Annotated in this window: 11 protein-coding genes; 9 read left to right on the forward strand and 2 right to left on the reverse strand. The window is 39.0% G+C overall.

Annotated elements, in window-relative coordinates; genetic code table 11:
- Positions 1-146 precede the first annotated feature (146 nt).
- The gene (locus DW721_RS07920) at positions 147-1,490 is read right to left on the reverse strand and encodes a family 10 glycosylhydrolase (protein ID WP_182436266.1); all 1,344 of its coding nucleotides are present in this window, start codon (positions 1,488-1,490) and stop codon (positions 147-149) included.
- Between the two features lie 223 nt (positions 1,491-1,713).
- Positions 1,714-3,327 carry a CTP synthase gene (locus DW721_RS07930; protein ID WP_022014409.1) on the reverse strand — a complete coding sequence of 538 codons (1,614 nt, stop codon included), beginning with the start codon at positions 3,325-3,327 and terminating at the stop codon, positions 1,714-1,716.
- Positions 3,328-3,744: 417 nt separating this feature from the next.
- Here DW721_RS07930 and ftsH point away from each other — a divergent pair, with 417 nt between their 5' ends.
- The 9 genes from ftsH to DW721_RS07975 all read left to right on the forward strand — a co-directional run bounded on the left by ftsH (position 3,745) and on the right by DW721_RS07975 (position 17,547).
- On the forward strand, positions 3,745-6,609 hold the full coding sequence (gene ftsH / locus DW721_RS07935) for an ATP-dependent zinc metalloprotease FtsH (RefSeq protein ID WP_022014410.1): 2,865 nt from the start codon (positions 3,745-3,747) through the stop codon (positions 6,607-6,609).
- A gap of 44 nt (positions 6,610-6,653) precedes the next feature.
- A complete protein-coding gene (gene uvrC / locus DW721_RS07940) occupies positions 6,654-8,528 on the forward strand; it encodes an excinuclease ABC subunit UvrC (protein ID WP_022014411.1) in 1,875 nt (624 codons plus the stop codon).
- Positions 8,528-9,490 (forward strand): HPr(Ser) kinase/phosphatase, encoded by a 963-nt coding sequence (gene hprK / locus DW721_RS07945; RefSeq protein WP_118745473.1) that lies wholly within the window; start codon positions 8,528-8,530, stop codon positions 9,488-9,490. The genes uvrC and hprK overlap by 1 nt, the downstream gene beginning before the upstream one ends.
- A 33-nt stretch (positions 9,491-9,523) precedes the next feature.
- A complete protein-coding gene (locus DW721_RS07950) occupies positions 9,524-10,645 on the forward strand; it encodes an HD domain-containing phosphohydrolase (RefSeq protein ID WP_022014413.1) in 1,122 nt (373 codons plus the stop codon).
- A 23-nt stretch (positions 10,646-10,668) separates the two neighbouring features.
- Entirely contained in the window at positions 10,669-11,229 is a 561-nt protein-coding gene (gene pth / locus DW721_RS07955; protein ID WP_022014414.1) for an aminoacyl-tRNA hydrolase, read from the forward strand.
- 99 nt (positions 11,230-11,328) lie between these two features.
- Complete coding sequence (gene mfd / locus DW721_RS07960) at positions 11,329-14,940, forward strand: transcription-repair coupling factor (protein ID WP_118745417.1); 3,612 nt, start codon at positions 11,329-11,331, stop codon at positions 14,938-14,940.
- Complete coding sequence (locus DW721_RS07965; RefSeq protein WP_118745418.1) at positions 14,927-15,967, forward strand: peptidyl-prolyl cis-trans isomerase; 1,041 nt, start codon at positions 14,927-14,929, stop codon at positions 15,965-15,967. The genes mfd and DW721_RS07965 overlap by 14 nt, the downstream gene beginning before the upstream one ends.
- Positions 15,968-16,282: 315 nt before the next feature.
- Positions 16,283-16,735: a chemotaxis protein CheX gene (locus DW721_RS07970; RefSeq protein ID WP_022013387.1), complete on the forward strand. Its 453-nt coding sequence runs from the start codon at positions 16,283-16,285 to the stop codon at positions 16,733-16,735.
- Positions 16,736-16,824: 89 nt separating this feature from the next.
- The gene (locus DW721_RS07975; protein WP_118745419.1) at positions 16,825-17,547 is read left to right on the forward strand and encodes a TrmH family RNA methyltransferase; all 723 of its coding nucleotides are present in this window, start codon (positions 16,825-16,827) and stop codon (positions 17,545-17,547) included.
- Positions 17,548-17,564 lie beyond the last annotated feature (17 nt).

The raw sequence follows: 17,564 nt of genomic DNA on the forward strand, positions 1-17,564 counted from the left end.
ATTCTGTAATGGCATTTACAAGCATGCCGGTACTTACGCACAGTATTTAGGTGCGTTATGTATCCGCTGCGTGCTTGTAAGCGTGCGCGTGACATCGAGGAATTATATATACGGCTTCTCCGTCCGTTAGCCGTTAACCAAATAAATCACTTAAAAACCTTCTTAAGATTAGCAATCTCTTTTGCCGCTGCTTTTCTGTTGAGGTCAGCATATGAGAACAGAACATAACCGCTGACTTTCTTAGTGCTTCTTCCATATAAAACTTCACGCTTTAAGATGGTGTTGCTTTTTGACCAGCCTATGTCGTACACGGCTTTTGCCTGTGCCTTTGAAAGACCGGCTCTGTATCCTGCAAGACCTATATAGAGTTTTACATTTTTATTTCTTTTCAGATTTGCCCATCGTTTGCAAGTTGCTTTGTAAGGGCATACAGTATGTGTGAATGTCCAGTATATCTGAGGGCAGATATAGTCGATATAGCCGGTTGATGACATCCATTTTTTAACATCACAGTAATAACTGTTGTTTAGATAGAGATTGTCAAGATTTCCGGCAGGACTTACACCAAAGACAGCTTTTTTTCTTGTTGTTTTTACTGTTTTGTAAACTTTTTTGATAAGCAGGTCAACATTTTGTCTTCTCCAATTTACGATGCCGTAATATTTTTTGCCACTCTTTTTTCTGGCTTTGACATAATAATTATATTCAGGTCGGTCAAAGTTTTTCTTGTATGCAGTTCCAAGATTTGGGTAGAAGTAATCATCAAAATGTATTCCGTCTACATTATAATTTTTAACTATCTCTTTTACTCCGTTGTTGATAAGATTTCGCACATCAGGTTTTGCGGGATTGTAATAGAGTCCACCATTGTATTTTAATACATTTCTTCTCTTTGCCTTTGAAGAAGATTTCGCCCATTTATATGCATATGAGCTTTTTGGAAGTGTATTTATGTTTGTTGTCAATGAAGAAATCCTGTAAGGATTGAGCCATGCATGGACTGAAAGTCCCATTCCATGAGCTTTATCGACCATTATCTTTAACGGATCAAATCCCGGATTTTTTCCGGCAGTTCCTGATGCATATACTGACCACGGAAAATATTTAGATGGATACATTGCATCTGAAAACATTCGTGCGTGGACAAATACCGTGTTATATCCGTTTGATTTACATTTTTTGAAAACTTTTGTTATGTAGTTGGTGAAACTTTTCTTTGTGTATCCCTTGTTGCTATAGCTTAAAAATGACACCCACACACCGCGAAGCTCTTTAGATGAGACAGCACTTCCGCTGGAGACAGCACTTCCCGAAGCAGCAGTGGCAGCCGCTTTCACGGAATTTACCTGTGTGTTATTCTGTGATGATGCATAGCCGTCATTTTGCTGTCCTGTTATACATACGATAATTGCACAACAGAGAAAAAGGGCGAGAGCCATAAAAAACGGCTGGCGACCTGAGTTGTGTTTGTTAGTGTTTGTTGTTTTCATATTTATCCCCATTTCTGCACACTTTTTAATATTATATTTGTGTCATGTGTGCACAGACACAAAATTTGTTTTAATGTATATGAAAATGCCTGCCACTGAAAAACAGGGGCAGGCACTTCATTTGTATGCATATATCTTATAATGTTGTGGTCAAATGGCATTTTGCCCCCAACTGATGCCATGGACTGCAGCATTGCTGTCTGCCTTTGACCTTTGCATCATTTTATTTGTTTTCGTCCTGATATTTAAGTGCAGCACCAACAAATCCCTTGAATAAAGGATGTGGTCTGTTTGGTCTTGATTTGAATTCAGGATGAGCCTGTGTTGCGATAAACCACGGATGAGTAGGTATCTCACACATCTCAACAATTCTTCCGTCAGGAGAAAGTCCTGAGAGGAGAAGCCCTGCTTTTTCTAAATCTTCACGGTAGTAATTGTTTACTTCGTAGCGGTGTCTGTGTCTCTCATGGATAGTTTCCTCACCGTAAAGCTCATAGGCTTTTGAAGTTTTATCAAGTACACATGGATAAGAGCCGAGTCTTAATGTACCGCCAATGTCCTCGATACCATCCTGCTCAGGCATAAGATGGATAACAGGGTGTGTGGTCTGAGGATCAAGCTCGATACTGTGTGCATCATGGAAACCTACAACATGTCTTGCAAACTCAACTATCGCAAGCTGCATTCCGAGGCAAAGACCGAGGAATGGAATGTTGTTTTCTCTCGCATATTTGATGGCAGTTATCTTACCGTCTATTCCTCTGTCACCAAATCCGCCCGGAACTAATATTCCGCTGACATCGCCGAGAAGCTCTGAAGCATTGTCTTCATTTAATTCTTCGGAAGGAATCCATTTGATGTTGACATTGCTCTTATGTGCAAGTCCGCCGTGTTTTAAGGATTCAACAACACTGATATAAGCATCATGAAGTGATGTATATTTGCCGACAAGTGCGACAGTAACATCTTTATCAAGGTTTTTAAGTGTGTCAACCATATTCTGCCACTCAGTTATGTCAGGTTCTGGGCAGTCAAGACAGAGTTTTTCACATACTACATCTGCGAGGTGTTCTTTTTCCATTGCGAGAGGAGCTTCGTAAAGTGTCTCCACATCAAGATTCTGCAAAACACTCTTTGTAGGAACATTACAGAAAAGTGCAATCTTATCCTTAAGCCCTTCTTCAAGAGGGAGTTCTGTACGGCATACGATAACATCAGGCTGGATACCCATTCCCTGAAGTTCTTTTACGCTCGCCTGAGTAGGCTTTGTTTTCATCTCGCCTGAGGCTTTAAGATAAGGAATAAGTGTCACATGGATAAGGATAGCATTGTCGTGTCCAATATCATGCTGGAACTGACGGATAGACTCAAGGAAAGGCTGGCTTTCAATATCACCTACCGTACCGCCCACTTCGATGATGGCTATCTGTGTATCCTTGCAGCCGTCATTGCGGTAAAAACGGCTCTTTATCTCATTTGTGATATGAGGGATTACCTGAACCGTACCTCCGCCATAATCACCACGGCGTTCTTTGTTAAGAACTGACCAGTAAACCTTACCGGTTGTCACATTTGACTGTTTTGTAAGACTTTCATCGATGAAACGCTCATAATGTCCGAGGTCAAGATCTGTCTCAGCACCATCATCTGTTACGAAAACCTCACCATGCTGTACCGGATTCATAGTACCCGGGTCAATATTGATATATGGATCGAACTTCTGCATTGTTACACTGTATCCACGCATTTTGAGCAATCTTCCTAAAGATGCTGCTGTGATACCTTTTCCAAGACCGGAAACAACGCCACCAGTTACAAATACATATTTGACTGCCATTAAAATATCCTCCTTGTATTTTATTACTTTTAGTATGTCCAAAAATGTTATCAGATTGTTATCGACTCTAGTGCAGTGTATCAATGATACAGTACGCTAGCCGTAGATTTTGCTTTTCATAAATAAATATTTTTATTATCGTTTTTCTTATTTGTCAATAACAAATATCTTCTATTATAACTCATAAAGTATATTTTGTTCAATTAGTATTTATGACAGTATTTATGATTTTTTTTGTATAAAATACACAAAAATGTATGCGGTTTATATTTTATAAAGATTATTTCACATTTTATTCAGATTGTAGGTTATTGATTTATACGGCAAGTAGCTTTATAATAATACGGATAGAATGATTTTAGGGTCAAAAGACTTTTTGACCTCAACATCATAGAATAAAACGGGGAGGTCTTGCAGATGGAAAATAATAATAATCAGGATCCGAAAAAAAATCAAAATAGAAGAAGCATAATAGTTTGTCTGGTTGTGGCATTAGTTATATTTCTCATGTTCTCATTTATGAACAGTCAGGTTGAGAAAGCTTCAAATAAGGAGATAACTTACGACCAGTTTTTACAGATGCTTGATAATGGTCAGGTGTCAAAGGTAGTTATAACATCAGATGAGATTAAGATAACACCGGCACAGCAGGCAAATAATATTTATAAAGTAACATATTATACAGGTGTTATATCAATGGATTATAACCTTATAACAAGGCTTGAAAAAGCGAATGTTGAGTTTTCAAAAGAAGTTTCGTCAGGTTCTTCAAGCCTTATGTATATGCTTATAACAACATTGCTGCCTATATTATTGCTCTGGGGCGGACTGTTTTTTGTTTTCCGCATGATGTCAAAAAATTCAGGCGGTATGATGGGAGTCGGAAAGAGCACGGCAAAGATGTATGTGCAAAAGGCAACCGGTGTTACATTTAAGGATGTTGCGGGACAGGAGGAGGCTATGGAGTCTCTTAATGAACTCGTTGATTTCCTTAATAATCCGGGAAAATATACTGAGATAGGTGCAAAACTTCCTAAGGGTGCACTTCTTGTAGGACCTCCGGGAACAGGTAAGACACTTCTTGCAAAGGCAGTTGCGGGTGAGGCAGGAGTACCTTTCTTCTCACTCTCAGGTTCAGATTTTGTTGAGATGTTTGTCGGTGTAGGTGCATCGAGAGTAAGAGATTTGTTTAAACAGGCACAGTCTATGGCTCCGTGTATCATCTTCATTGACGAGATAGATGCGATAGGAAAGAGCAGGGACAGCCAGTACGGTGGCGGAAATGATGAGAGAGAGCAGACACTCAACCAGTTGCTGTCAGAGATGGATGGTTTTGATTCATCAAAAGGTCTTGTAATACTCGGTGCTACAAACAGACCTGAGGTACTTGATAAGGCACTTCTTCGTCCGGGTCGATTTGACAGGAGGATAATCGTTGAAAAACCTGACCTTAAGGGTCGTGTTGATATTCTTAAGGTTCATGCAAAAGATGTACTTATGGACGATTCTGTAGATTTTGATGCGATTGCACTTGCAACGAGTGGTGCCGTAGGTTCAGATCTTGCCAATATGATAAATGAGGGTGCGATAATGGCGGTCCGTGCAGGAAGAAAAGCAGTAAGCCAGGCAGATCTTTTTGAGGCAGTCGAGGTTGTCATTGCAGGTAAGGAAAAGAAAGACAGGATATTAGGAAAAGAAGAAAAGAGAATAGTTGCTTACCATGAGGTAGGTCATGCTCTCGTAACGGCATTGCAAAAAGATGCCGAGCCGGTGCAAAAGATTACAATAGTTCCAAGAACGATGGGGTCTTTAGGTTATGTTATGCAGGTGCCTGAGGAAGAAAAGTATCTTATGAGCAAAGATGAGATATTGACAAGAATAACGACACTTTTCGGTGGACGTGCCGCAGAGCAGATTGTATTTAACTCAATCACGACAGGAGCGTCAAATGATATAGAACAAGCTACATCACTTGCAAGAGCGATGGTAACTCAGTATGGAATGACGGACAAGTTTGGAATGATAGGACTAGAATCGGTTCAGAATAAATATCTTGACGGAAGAACTGTATTAAACTGTGGTGATGCGACAGAAGCAGAGATAGATCAGGAAGTTATGCGTATTCTTAAAGAGTGCTATGCAAAAGCTGAGGAGCTTTTAAGAGGTGACAGGGATGCACTTGACAAACTTGCAGAATTTCTTATCAAGCATGAGACAATCACCGGTAAGGAATTTATGAAGATATTCCGCAAAGTAAAAGGAATAGAAGAACCTGAGGGTGACCTTTATGATGCGATAGTTATCGATGTTGATGGAACTTTGCTTGATTCAGACAAGCAGATAAGCGAAAAGACGGTAGAGACAATCGTTGATGCTCAGAAGAGAGGTAAGAAGATTGCCATAGCATCGGGACGCTCAATAGCAGGTATCAGAAAAAACGCGTCAAAAATACAGCTTGAAAAGTTCGGTGGATTTGTTATCGCTTACAACGGAACTACTGTAGTAAACTGTAAGACAGGTGAGTGCATCTATAATCAGATGGTTCCTGGTGAGATATTAGAACCGGTATATAAAGAAGCAGTTAAGGCAGAGGTTTCAATAGCTGTTTATAATGATGCCGAAAAAGAACTTATCGCCGCAAATGGTGTGACGAGATATATAGACGCTGATGCAAGGGATTGTGATGTTGCTGTCAGGGAGACAGATGATTTTGTCAAAGTCGTAAACTTTGGATTTAACAAGATAATGCTCAGTGGTGAGCCTGACAGCATGAAAAACATTGAAAAACATATGAGAGAGATGTTTGGTGATAAGGTCAATGTGTTCCGTTCAGACCCTCATTTTGTTGAACTTCTTCCAAAGTATGTTGACAAGGGAGTTGCAGTTGAGAAACTTATGCGTTATCTCGATATAAACAGGGAAAAAGTTATCTGCGTCGGTGACAGCATAAATGATATGCCAATGCTCAGATATGCCGGAATGGGTGTTGCAATGGGCAATGCACAGGACAAAGTAAAACAGGCGGCAGACTATGTAACACTCTCACACAATGAGGATGGTGTTGCAAATGTTATAAATAAATTTATGACACCTGCTTCAAAGAAGAAAGAAAATGAAGAAGCTGCACAGGACAGTGAAGATAAAAAAGCAGTAAATATAGAGGCTCAAAATGCAGAAGCAGAGAACAGAGAAGTAGAGAATACGGAAGCTCAAAGCATAGAAAACAAAACAGTTACATTGTCAAAGGAAAATGCAGAGGACACTGACGAAGAAAAATTTTAATAAATTGCTGTTATAAAAAAGGGAGGGGCAGGTGGTTAAAAAAAGTGTTTGACATAAAAGAAGAATTAAAGAAACTGCCTGCAAAGCCCGGTGTTTATCTGATGCATGACAAGAGTGATGCCATCATATATGTAGGAAAGGCGATAAGCCTAAAAAACAGGGTGAGACAGTATTTTCAGGCGGGCAGGAGAGTATCTCCAAAGATTGAGAGAATGATTTCCCAGATAGACCATTTTGAATATATAATCACTGACTCCGAGGTGGAGGCTCTCGTTCTTGAGAACAATCTTATAAAAGAGCATGAGCCGAAATACAACACAATGCTCAAGGATGACAAGACTTATCCTTATATAAAGGCAACGGTTTATGAAGATTTTCCGAGACTTATTTATTCAAGACAGCAAAAAAAAGATAAGTGCAAATATTTCGGACCGTTTACGAATGTGACGGCTGCTAGGGATACGCTTGAATTTGCACATAAGATATACCGGATAAGAACCTGCCGCAGAGTTCTTCCGAGAGATATAGGAAAAGAAAGACCATGCCTTAATTATCATATCGGAAAATGCAATGCACCGTGTCAGGGCTATATCAGCAAAGAGGAATATAACAAGAATTTTAATAAGGCTTTAAAGCTGATAGAGGGCGATTATAAGCAGGTTATCGAATATCTTGAGGAAAAGATGTATGAGGCATCTGAAAAAATGGAATATGAGCAGGCGGCAGTCTGCAGGGATTTGATAGAAAGTGTAAAGAAAATGTCCGTGAAACAGAAGATAAATGATTTTGGCGGAATGGACAGGGATGTTGTTGCACTTGCGAGGACAAATGAGGAAGCTGTAGTACAGGTTTTCTTTATAAGAGAGGGAAAACTTATCGGCAGGGATCATTTTCACTTAAAGGGAAGTTACGGCGAGAAAGAAAATGATATGCTTCAGGCATTTATTAAACAATTTTATGCCGGAACACCTTTTATTCCTCGTGAAGTCATGGTAGAATATGAAGTGACGGAGTCTGAGCTGATAGAAAAGTGGCTCAGTGAAAAAAGGGGCGGCAAAGTCAGTATCATTGTTCCGAAAAAGGGACAGAAAGAAAGACTTGTCGAGCTTGCACATAAAAATGCCGCTATGGTTCTCACAAAGGATATGGAAAAGATAAAGCGTGAGGAGGAGAGGACTACGGGAGCCATGAAACAGATTTCAGGATGGCTGGGTCTTGAAGATGTATCGCGGGTTGAGTCCTATGACATATCAAATATAAGTGGTTTTTTATCGGTCGGCTCAATGGTTGTATTCGACGATGGCAAACCTAAAAAAAGTGAATACAGAAAATTCAGGATAAAAACAGTAGAGGGACCAAACGACTATGCCAGTATGTATGAGGTACTAAAACGCAGATTCAGTCATGGTCTTATGGAGATAGAACAGTTAAATGAAAAAAAATTTTCTACTGAGTTTGGAAGTTTTACAAAGTTTCCGGATCTTATAATGATGGATGGAGGTGTCGGACAGGTTCACATAGCAATGCAGGTTCTCTCAGAGCTTGACATAGACATTCCCGTGTGTGGAATGGTAAAGGATGACAACCACAGGACGAGAGGACTGTTTTTTGATGAACATGAGATACCTATAGATACAAACAGTGAGGGATTTCGCCTGATGACAAGAATACAGGACGAGGTACATCGTTTTGCCATAGAATACCACCGCTCACTCAGGAGCAAAGAGCAGGTAAAGTCGATACTGGATGATATTCCGGGTATCGGAGAGAAAAGGCGTAAAGCTCTTATGAAACATTTCGCATCAATAGAAGCGATAAAAAATGCAGCGATAGATGAACTTGCACAGGCAGAAAGTATGAATGAAAAAGCAGCGGCAAGTGTTTATAAATTTTTTCATCAAGGAGGAGCAAAGGAATGATGCAGGGAGAATACAGCGTGTCTCTTAAAGATATGATAGAGGCACTTAAATTGGAAAATTGCACACCGGATGTCGATATAAACGACATTAAGATAACGCAAAATGAAGTAAACAGACCGGCATTACAGCTTGCAGGATATTTTGACTATTTTGATTCAAGCCGTATTCAGATAATCGGTCATGTAGAACACACATATATGCAGCAGAAAGGCATGGAGCATAGTGTGGCAATGATGGAAAGAATCATGGCAGGAAGCGAGGATAAAGGGCAGCCACCATGTATCGTGTATTGCAGGGAGATATGGGTAGAGGATGAGATAGTTGCTCTTGCAAACAAATATCGTGTACCTCTTCTTAGAAGCCGCAAAGCGACATCACCGTTTATGGCTGAACTTATAAGATGGCTTGGAGCTGAGCTTGCACCAAGATGTTCTGTTCACGGCGTACTTGTAGACATATACGGCGAGGGTGTACTTATCATGGGTGAGAGTGGAATTGGTAAATCAGAAGTAGCACTTGAGCTTATCCACAGAGGTCATCGTCTTGTTTCGGATGATGTAGTTGAGATAAAGAGAGTGAGTGACAACTCACTTATAGGAAGTTCACCTGATATTACAAGACATTTTATTGAGCTTAGAGGCATAGGAATTATTGATGCGAAAGCACTTTTCGGTGTTGAGAGTGTTAAGGACTGGCAGGAGATAGATCTTGTAATCAAGCTTGAAGAATTTAATAAAGAACAGGAATATGACAGACTCGGACTTGAGGAGCAGTATATAGAGTTTCTTGACAGCAAGGTAGTGTGTCATTCGATTCCGATAAGACCGGGTAGAAATGTTGCGATAATCTGCGAATCCGCAGCAGTAAACCACAGACAGAAAAAGATGGGATATAACGCAGCGGTAGAGCTTTACAACAGAGTTACAAATAATCTGGCTGAAAAACGCAAAAACAATAAATGATGAAGTGAAAGAGAATGAAAGTGGAGGGAAGAAATGTTATTTGTAAAAACAGAAGATTTAAAACCCGGGATGAGACTTGCAAAACCTATATATAACAGAAATGGGGTTATGCTTTATGAACGCAATTCTAAAATCACAAGTCAAGGTATCATAAGCGTAAACAATTTTGGACTGATAGGAATTTATATACTTGAGCCTGCCGAACCGGTACCGCCTATGTCAGAGGATGATATAGAGTTTGAGAGATTTCAGGCTATGTCTATATTTGAGATAAAAGAAATACTTGATGCATATTCCGAGGGTAAAAAAGAAAATAATATGTATCAGTTCATAAACCAGCTTTTGAAAAAATATGGCTCACTTCATCATAAGATTAACTTTATACAGAATATCAGAAGCAATGATGACTATGTGTATAAACATTCACTCAATACAGCAATATTGTGTGCGTTGATTTCAAGCAGGCTTGGTCTTGAATTTAAGACACAGCTTGATCTTACGGCAGCGGCACTTTTGCATGATATAGGCGGATTGCAAATACCAAATAATATCAGAAGAAAAAAGACTATAGATCTGACAATGGAGGATGAAAAGAAGATCACTATGTGTTATCAGAATTCATATGATGCGTTCAAGGCAAATTTAGATCTTTCTCCTGATATAAAAAGGATATTGTCAGCGGGATTAATGCTTCTGCATCCTGATATACCGTCGGCAACAGAAAATGTACCTAAGGTTATCGGGGCAGAGATACTCAAAGTCGCAAACTGTTTTGATAATATGACAGCTATGAAGTTTGGTGATGAACCGTTATCGGAGATAGCGGCAATAAGATACCTTTTAGAGATGGAAGACCAGTTTGACAGGAAAATAGTTGATGCACTGTTAGATAGTATAAATATTTTAAGTCCCGGTGTCTGTGTAGAGTTTACAAATGGTGATAAAGGACTTGTAGTTACTGCAAATGACAGTAATGTATTAGAGCCGTTTGTATTATCTTTCAATGATAATAAGCTTTACAACCTTGCTGACAGCAAGGTTGCAGAGCAGATGAAGATAAAAGACATAATGAAAACAATGGATAACCGTCATGTCGTTGACCGCGAGTTTCTCAGTCAGTACATGGGTAAAACTTTACATATGGGTGAGAAATAACAGCTGCAGGAAAGAGGAAAAATATGTTTATTATAGTTGGTCTTGGCAATCCTGAGAGAAAATATGATGGCACAAGACATAATATAGGATTTTCAGCAATAACAGTTATAGCGGATAAATATAACATATCAATGGATATTAAGAAACATAAGGCTGTCTGCGGAAAAGGTTATATAGAGGGACAGAAAGTCATACTTGCGATGCCGCAGACATATATGAACTTAAGCGGTGAGAGTGTGAGAGAACTTGTGGATTACTATAAGATAGACCCTGAGAGTGAACTTATAGTTATATATGATGACATAAATCTTGCACCGGGCAGACTGCGTATCCGTGAAAAGGGAAGTGCGGGAGGCCATAATGGTATTAAAAATATCATAAGCCACCTTGGAACGCAGGTATTTCCGAGAATACGCATAGGAGTTGGTGAAAAGCCAAAAGGCTGGGACCTTGCAGACTATGTACTTGGACGATTTGCAAAGGATGAAGAACCTGTTATAAGAGAAGCACTTGACAATGCAGCCGAAGCTTGTGGCATTATTGTCGATGATGAGATTAGAACGGCGATGAATAAATTCAATTAAAATGTAAGAAATGAAAAGCTGAACTGTTAATTAAAATTACTCACAGACATTTTGGGTCTGTGAGTTTTGTTGTTAAGGTTAATGAAAGGAGGAAAAGAGATGGCTGAGCTGCTCAAAACACTGCTAGAGCCGTTGGAGGAGATAAATGCCTACAAAATGGTGGCTGAGGATATAGAGCGGGAGAAGTTTCCAGTTCATATATCAGGCTGTATCGATACGCAGAAGTGTCATCTGATATATGGACTATCACATTCAGAGCACTGGAGAGTTATCATTGCTTCAAATGAGATAAAGGCGAGGGAAATATACGATGATTACAAACTCTTTGACAGGGATGTACTCTTTTATCCTGCAAAAGACATAATATTTTTCGGTGCGGACATTCAGGGAAGTGCGATAAGCACTGAGAGATTAAAAGTTGTCGATGCAATGTTAAAGAATGATTCCGGAACGATAGTGACTACAATAGATGCCGGACTTGACTGTATTATGGACAGCCAGGCTTCAAAAAGTTCAAGATTTGTTATTGGAGAAACCGATATTGTGAATATGGATATTCTTGAAAAAAAACTTGTTGATATGGGTTATGAGAGACAGACACAGGTTGAAAAGCCGGGAGATTTTTCCGTCCGTGGAGGTATAACCGATATATTTCCAATAACTATGGATTGTCCTGTCCGTATAGAATTTTTTGATAATGAAGTTGATACAATAAGGGCATTTGATGTGCAGAGCCAGCGTTCGATAGAGAGAATGGATAAGGTTGAGGTGACACCTGCCGCCGAGATGACATTGTCGGATGAACAGTTAAAGGCGGCTTTGAAAAAGATTGAAAAAGAATATCAGAAGATGCTTGAAAAGTTCAGAAAAGAAAAAAATCATGATGCGATTAACAGGCTTACCGATACTGTAGAGCAGATAAAAGTAAATTTTGATATGTACCACGGCCGTATGGGACTTGAGAGTTTCACAAAATATTTTGATATATCGACAAGCAGTTTTTTTGACCTGTTTGATGATAAAGATACGATATTTTTTGTTGATGAACCGATACATTGTATAGAAAAGCTGGGGGCGGTTGAGAGTGAGTTCAGGGAGAGTATGCAGGGTAGACTTGAGAAGGGTTATATTTTGCCGGGACAGGCAGATGTCATATATTCATCGTCTTATGTCATGGCAAGGCTAGAACAAAAAAGAACAGTGTATCTTTCGTTGCTTGATATGCTTCCTAAGGAAATTAAAGTAAAAGATGAAGCAAATATAGCAGTACAATCATTGCCATCGTATAACCAGCACATTGAGATGCTTATTGAGGATATAAAAAAGTGGCGGAGTGAAAAGTTCAGGGTACTTATATTATCAGGTTCAAAGATAAGAGCCGAGAGACTTGCAAAAGATTTGAATGAATATGAAATTCCAGCATTTTACCGTGAATCTCTTAGTGATGAATTAAAATCCGGTGAAGTTATGACGAGTTATGGATGGCTTCGCAGAGGTTTTGAGTACAGGGCACAGAAATTTATTGTTGTCACCGAGGGAGATATATTCGGTGCAAAGCAGAAGCGTAGAAAGAAAAAGATAAAAAAATTTGACGGAAAATCAATTCAGAGTTTTAATGAACTCAATGTCGGTGATTATGTCGTACATGAAGAACACGGACTTGGAATATACAGAGGAATAGAGAAGATAAGGGTCGAGAATGTTACTAAAGACTTTTTTAAGATAGAGTACGGTGACGGTGGAAACCTTTATGTTCCGGTGTCGGGGCTTGATGTTTTGCAAAAATATGCAGGACAGGATGTTGTAAAGAAACCTAAACTAAATAAACTTAATTCTTCAGAGTGGAAAAAGACAAAGAGCAGGGTAAAACACGCAGTAAACGAGGTCGCAAAGGAACTTGTGCTTCTTTATGCGAAAAGGCAGCAGACAAAAGGCTATTGCTTTGGAAAAGATACTGTATGGCAGACCGAATTTGAGGATATGTTCCCGTTTGACGAGACAAAAGACCAGCTTGATGCGATAGATGCAACAAAGAAAGACATGGAAAGCAACAAGGTAATGGATAGGCTTATATGCGGGGATGTTGGATATGGAAAGACGGAGATTGCGATAAGGGCGGCATTTAAGGCTGCAAATGACGGAAAACAGGTTGCGTTTTTAGTTCCGACGACGATACTCGCACAACAGCATTACAACACCTTTAAGGAAAGGCTCGGTGATTATCCGGTCAGGGTAGAGATGCTTTCAAGATTCAGGACCCCGGCACAGCAGAAAAAAGCACTGGAGGGATTGAAAAAAGGTGATGTCGATATAATAATAGGAACGCACAGACTTTTATCTAAAGATGTTGAATTTAAAGATTTGGGACTTCTAATAGTTGATGAGGAACAGCGTTTTGGTGTTGCTCACAAGGAAAAGATAAAGCAGATAAAAGGCGATGTGGATGTTCTTACACTTAGTGCGACACCGATTCCGAGAACGCTCCACATGAGCCTTGCAGGAATAAGGGACATGAGTGTGCTTGAAGAACCGCCCGTTGACAGACTGCCTATCCAGACATTTGTTATGGAGCACAACCCTGAGATAATAAGAGAAGCAATAAACAGGGAGCTTGCAAGAAACGGTCAGATATTCTATGTTTACAACAGGGTAAAAGGAATCGACGAGGCAGCTATGGAAATTCAAAAACTCGTGCCTGATGCGAATGTTGCATATGCACACGGGCAGATGAGCGAGAGACAGCTTGAAAAGATAATGATGGCATTTATCAACGGTGAAATAGATGTTATGGTGGCAACGACTATCATAGAAACCGGTCTTGATATATCAAATGTAAATACGATTATCATAGATAATGCCGACCAGATGGGACTTTCACAGCTTTACCAGCTTAGAGGGCGTGTCGGAAGGTCAAACAGAAATTCATATGCGTTTCTTATGTATAAGCGGAACAAAGTTCTTAAAGAAATCGCAGAAAAAAGACTTGCCGCAATAAAAGAGTTTACCGAGCTTGGTTCAGGCATAAAAGTTGCGATGCGTGATCTTGAGATAAGAGGAGCTGGAAATCTTCTCGGAGAAGCACAGTCGGGGCATATGGAGGCTGTCGGTTATGACCTTTATTGCAAGATGTTAAACGAAGCGGTGCACCATCTAAAAGGAGATACCGATATTTCTGAGGAATTTGAGACAGAGATAGATATAAATGTAAATGCGTATATTCCTGAAACTTATATAAGAAGTGAATACCTGAAACTTGATATGTATAAGAGGATAGCAGCGATAGAGAATGTGGAAGAATATAACGATATGCAGGAAGAACTTACCGACAGATTTGGAGATATGCCGCAGTCAGCCGATAACCTGCTGCGTGTAGCACTTCTTAAAGCTGATGCACATAAGGCATATATAAGCAGGATATTACAGAAAGAGGACGGTGTCAGGTTTTATCTGTATGAGGGTAAACTTCCGGATACGGAAAAACTTAAGAAAATGCTTGATGAATATCAGGGCAAAATAAAATATGCCGGAAGTAAAGATCCGTATCTTTTATATATGATGCAAAAGGATAAAAAAAAGGCGGTTTCGAGAAATATGTATAGAATGCCGTCAAAAAATATGATAAAAAAAGAAAAAAAGTTGACAGCAGACGAAATATTTAATATTGTTGAGAGTGTGATAAAAAGCATTGGAGGGCTATATGATAAAAAATAGATATACAAAAGCGGCAGCGTGTGCCGTGCTTGCCGTGTCGATGATATTTACGGGATGCGGAAAAAAAGAGGGTACAAAGACCGCAGATAAAAAAGCGGAGACGACAAAAACAATTCGTCTTGAAAGAGGAGATATTACGGCAAATTCATATGTGATAAAGGTAGGTAATGCCGGTGTTCAGTACAGTGAAGTGTTAAACTACTGTTATCTTCTCAAAAATCAATATGAAAGCAGCTTTGGAAGTGAATTATGGAAATATAAGATTGATGATAAGACAACGATAGGGGACAAAGCTAAAAAAGAAATTGTAAGTACACTTACACAGTTAAAGCTTATTGGTGTAAATGCTGCAAAACAGGGTGTGACTCTTGATAATGACGAGCAGGATCATGCATTGCAGGATGCACAGAAGCTTATAAAAAAGGCTTCAAAAGCTGACAGAAAAAAATATGAGCTTAATGTAAACAGCGTAAAAGAGCTGTTCGAGGACAATATACTTGCAAACAAAATGTTTTATGTTGCGACGGATGATGCGGATACAAATGTGACCGATGATGAGGCAAAGCAGATAAAAATCAGTTATATTGAGTTTATCACTAAGGGAACGGACAAAAACGGACGAAAAGTAAATATGAATGCAGCCGGGAAAGCAAAGACTTATAAGAGAATGAAAGAGATGCTTAAAGAAGCGAAAAAGGCTGATAATTTTTCCGACTATGCCGCTGTCAATACGGAAAGCAGACAGAGTGAGGTTACGATAGGAAAGGATACAAAGCTTCTGGATAAGGAAGCCGTAGATGCAGCATTTTCGTTGAAAAAAGGTAAGATGAGCAATGTAATAGGAGGCAAAAACGGATATTACATCATTTATTGTGAAAATGATAATGACGAAGATGCGACATATGCCAGAAAAGAGGCTATTATTGAAGAACGCCAGACTAAGATGTTTAAAGAAAAGTATTCTAAGTGGCTCTCAGAGTCAAGCGTCGATATAAGCAATAAGTTCTGGGATGTGTTTAAACTTTAGGTAACAGTTCAGCCTCTCATTTATTACATTCGTAAACCTGACAGCAAGCTGTCAGTCGCTGCTATGCAGCTTGTGTTTACTTCATTTCATAAATGAAAGGCTATTCTGCAATAAAAAGGTACTTAACATTACAATGAACAAGCTCATTGTATTGCCAATTATCTTTTTATGGCTGAACTGTTACAACTTTAGATGTAAAATTTCATTTACATAAAGTACACGATTTGTTATAATTAAATTTATATAATGCAAGGGGCAAAATAAATTTTGTCCCAACATCATTTAAATGAAACAAAAGAAAAGGTAGGTGATTAAGTGAAGGCAGAACATATCAATCCGTTTATCATTTCAGTATGTAAAATTATGAAAGATATATGTATGCTTGATTTAAAGATGGGTAAGCCTTTCGTAAAAGATGATAAATACGAGGGGGATAGTTCTTTGATTAAACTTGGAATTATCGGTGCCTTAAAGGGTGAAGTTGTTCTCAGTCTCCACTATGAAACAGCACTTGCGGTTATTTCAAAGATGATGATGATGCCCGTCAATGAGATTGATGCTATCGGACAAAGTGCCATATCAGAGCTTGGAAATATGATTGCAGGGAATGCAGCTACGGTATTTGCAAATGACAGTATTATTATAGACATAACGACACCGGATTATTGTGTGGGAAAAGATTATGCAGGCAGCGGTAAGCAGGTGTTTTGTATTCCGTTTGAATCTGATATAGGAGAATTATCAATAAACATATTTATTGAAGAATGATTTTTGGATTTTAATGATTAGGAGAGGATTTTTATATCCTCTCTTTTCCGTGAGTTAAAGATGTAAAGACAGAATTGGAGGAATGATGGATGGCAGCTTATAAAAGGTACAGAAAGGAAGACAGTGTGTCTTATTCACTTGGTATAACACTTACTTTTGAACTTTTAAAGTTTAAGACTGAGTATGTGAACCGGGTATTTGTTCACTCGGCAATGAAGCAGGGTGACACATTGGATAAACTTCTTAAGCTTTGCAAGGACTCAGGTATAGAGGTTGTTTATGCGGATAAGATATTTAATGTTTTGTCACAGAAAGACAATTGTTATGTTATAGGTGAGTTTAGAAAATTTGAGTCCGGACTTGATAAGGATAGTTCGCACATAGTTCTCGTAAATCCTTCAAATGCAGGAAATATGGGCACGATTATGAGAAGTGCACTCGGCTTTGGAATGAACCGTATGGCTATTATAAGGCCTGCCGTTGACGCATTTGATCCAAAAGTAGTAAGAGCATCTATGGGAGCAATATTCTCAACGGAGTTTGTTTATTTTGATTCTTTTGATGAATACATGAAAAAATACGGTGACAGGGAGTTATATCCGTTTATGCTCGATGCAAAGATAAAACTTCATGATGTAAAGCCACAGGGTAAATTTTCACTTATATTTGGTAATGAGGCAACAGGACTTCCACATGAGTTTTCTAAGATAGGAAAGTCGGTCATAATACCCCATTCAGACAGGATAGACAGTTTAAATCTTCCTATAGCAGCAAGTATAGCAATGTACGAAGCAACTAAGGCAGATTTTTAGATATATGATGCAAATGT

The organism is Clostridium sp. AM27-31LB (assembly GCF_003480745.1).
GTDB classification, from domain to species: domain Bacteria; phylum Bacillota; class Clostridia; order Lachnospirales; family Lachnospiraceae; genus Butyribacter; species Butyribacter intestini.

Bases quoted from the DNA above. Each gene is read 5' to 3' on its own strand.
- pth (WP_022014414.1), top strand. From the start codon at position 10,669: ATGTTTATTATAGTTGGTCTTGGCAATCCTGAGAGAAAATATGATGGC.
- ftsH (WP_022014410.1), top strand. From the start codon at position 3,745: ATGGAAAATAATAATAATCAGGATCCGAAAAAAAATCAAAATAGAAGA.
- DW721_RS07950 (WP_022014413.1), top strand. From the start codon at position 9,524: ATGTTATTTGTAAAAACAGAAGATTTAAAACCCGGGATGAGACTTGCA.
- hprK (WP_118745473.1), top strand. From the start codon at position 8,528: ATGCAGGGAGAATACAGCGTGTCTCTTAAAGATATGATAGAGGCACTT.
- mfd (WP_118745417.1), top strand. From the start codon at position 11,329: ATGGCTGAGCTGCTCAAAACACTGCTAGAGCCGTTGGAGGAGATAAAT.
- DW721_RS07920 (WP_182436266.1), bottom strand. From the start codon at position 1,490: ATGAAAACAACAAACACTAACAAACACAACTCAGGTCGCCAGCCGTTT.
- DW721_RS07965 (WP_118745418.1), top strand. From the start codon at position 14,927: ATGATAAAAAATAGATATACAAAAGCGGCAGCGTGTGCCGTGCTTGCC.
- DW721_RS07975 (WP_118745419.1), top strand. From the start codon at position 16,825: ATGGCAGCTTATAAAAGGTACAGAAAGGAAGACAGTGTGTCTTATTCA.
- DW721_RS07930 (WP_022014409.1), bottom strand. From the start codon at position 3,327: ATGGCAGTCAAATATGTATTTGTAACTGGTGGCGTTGTTTCCGGTCTT.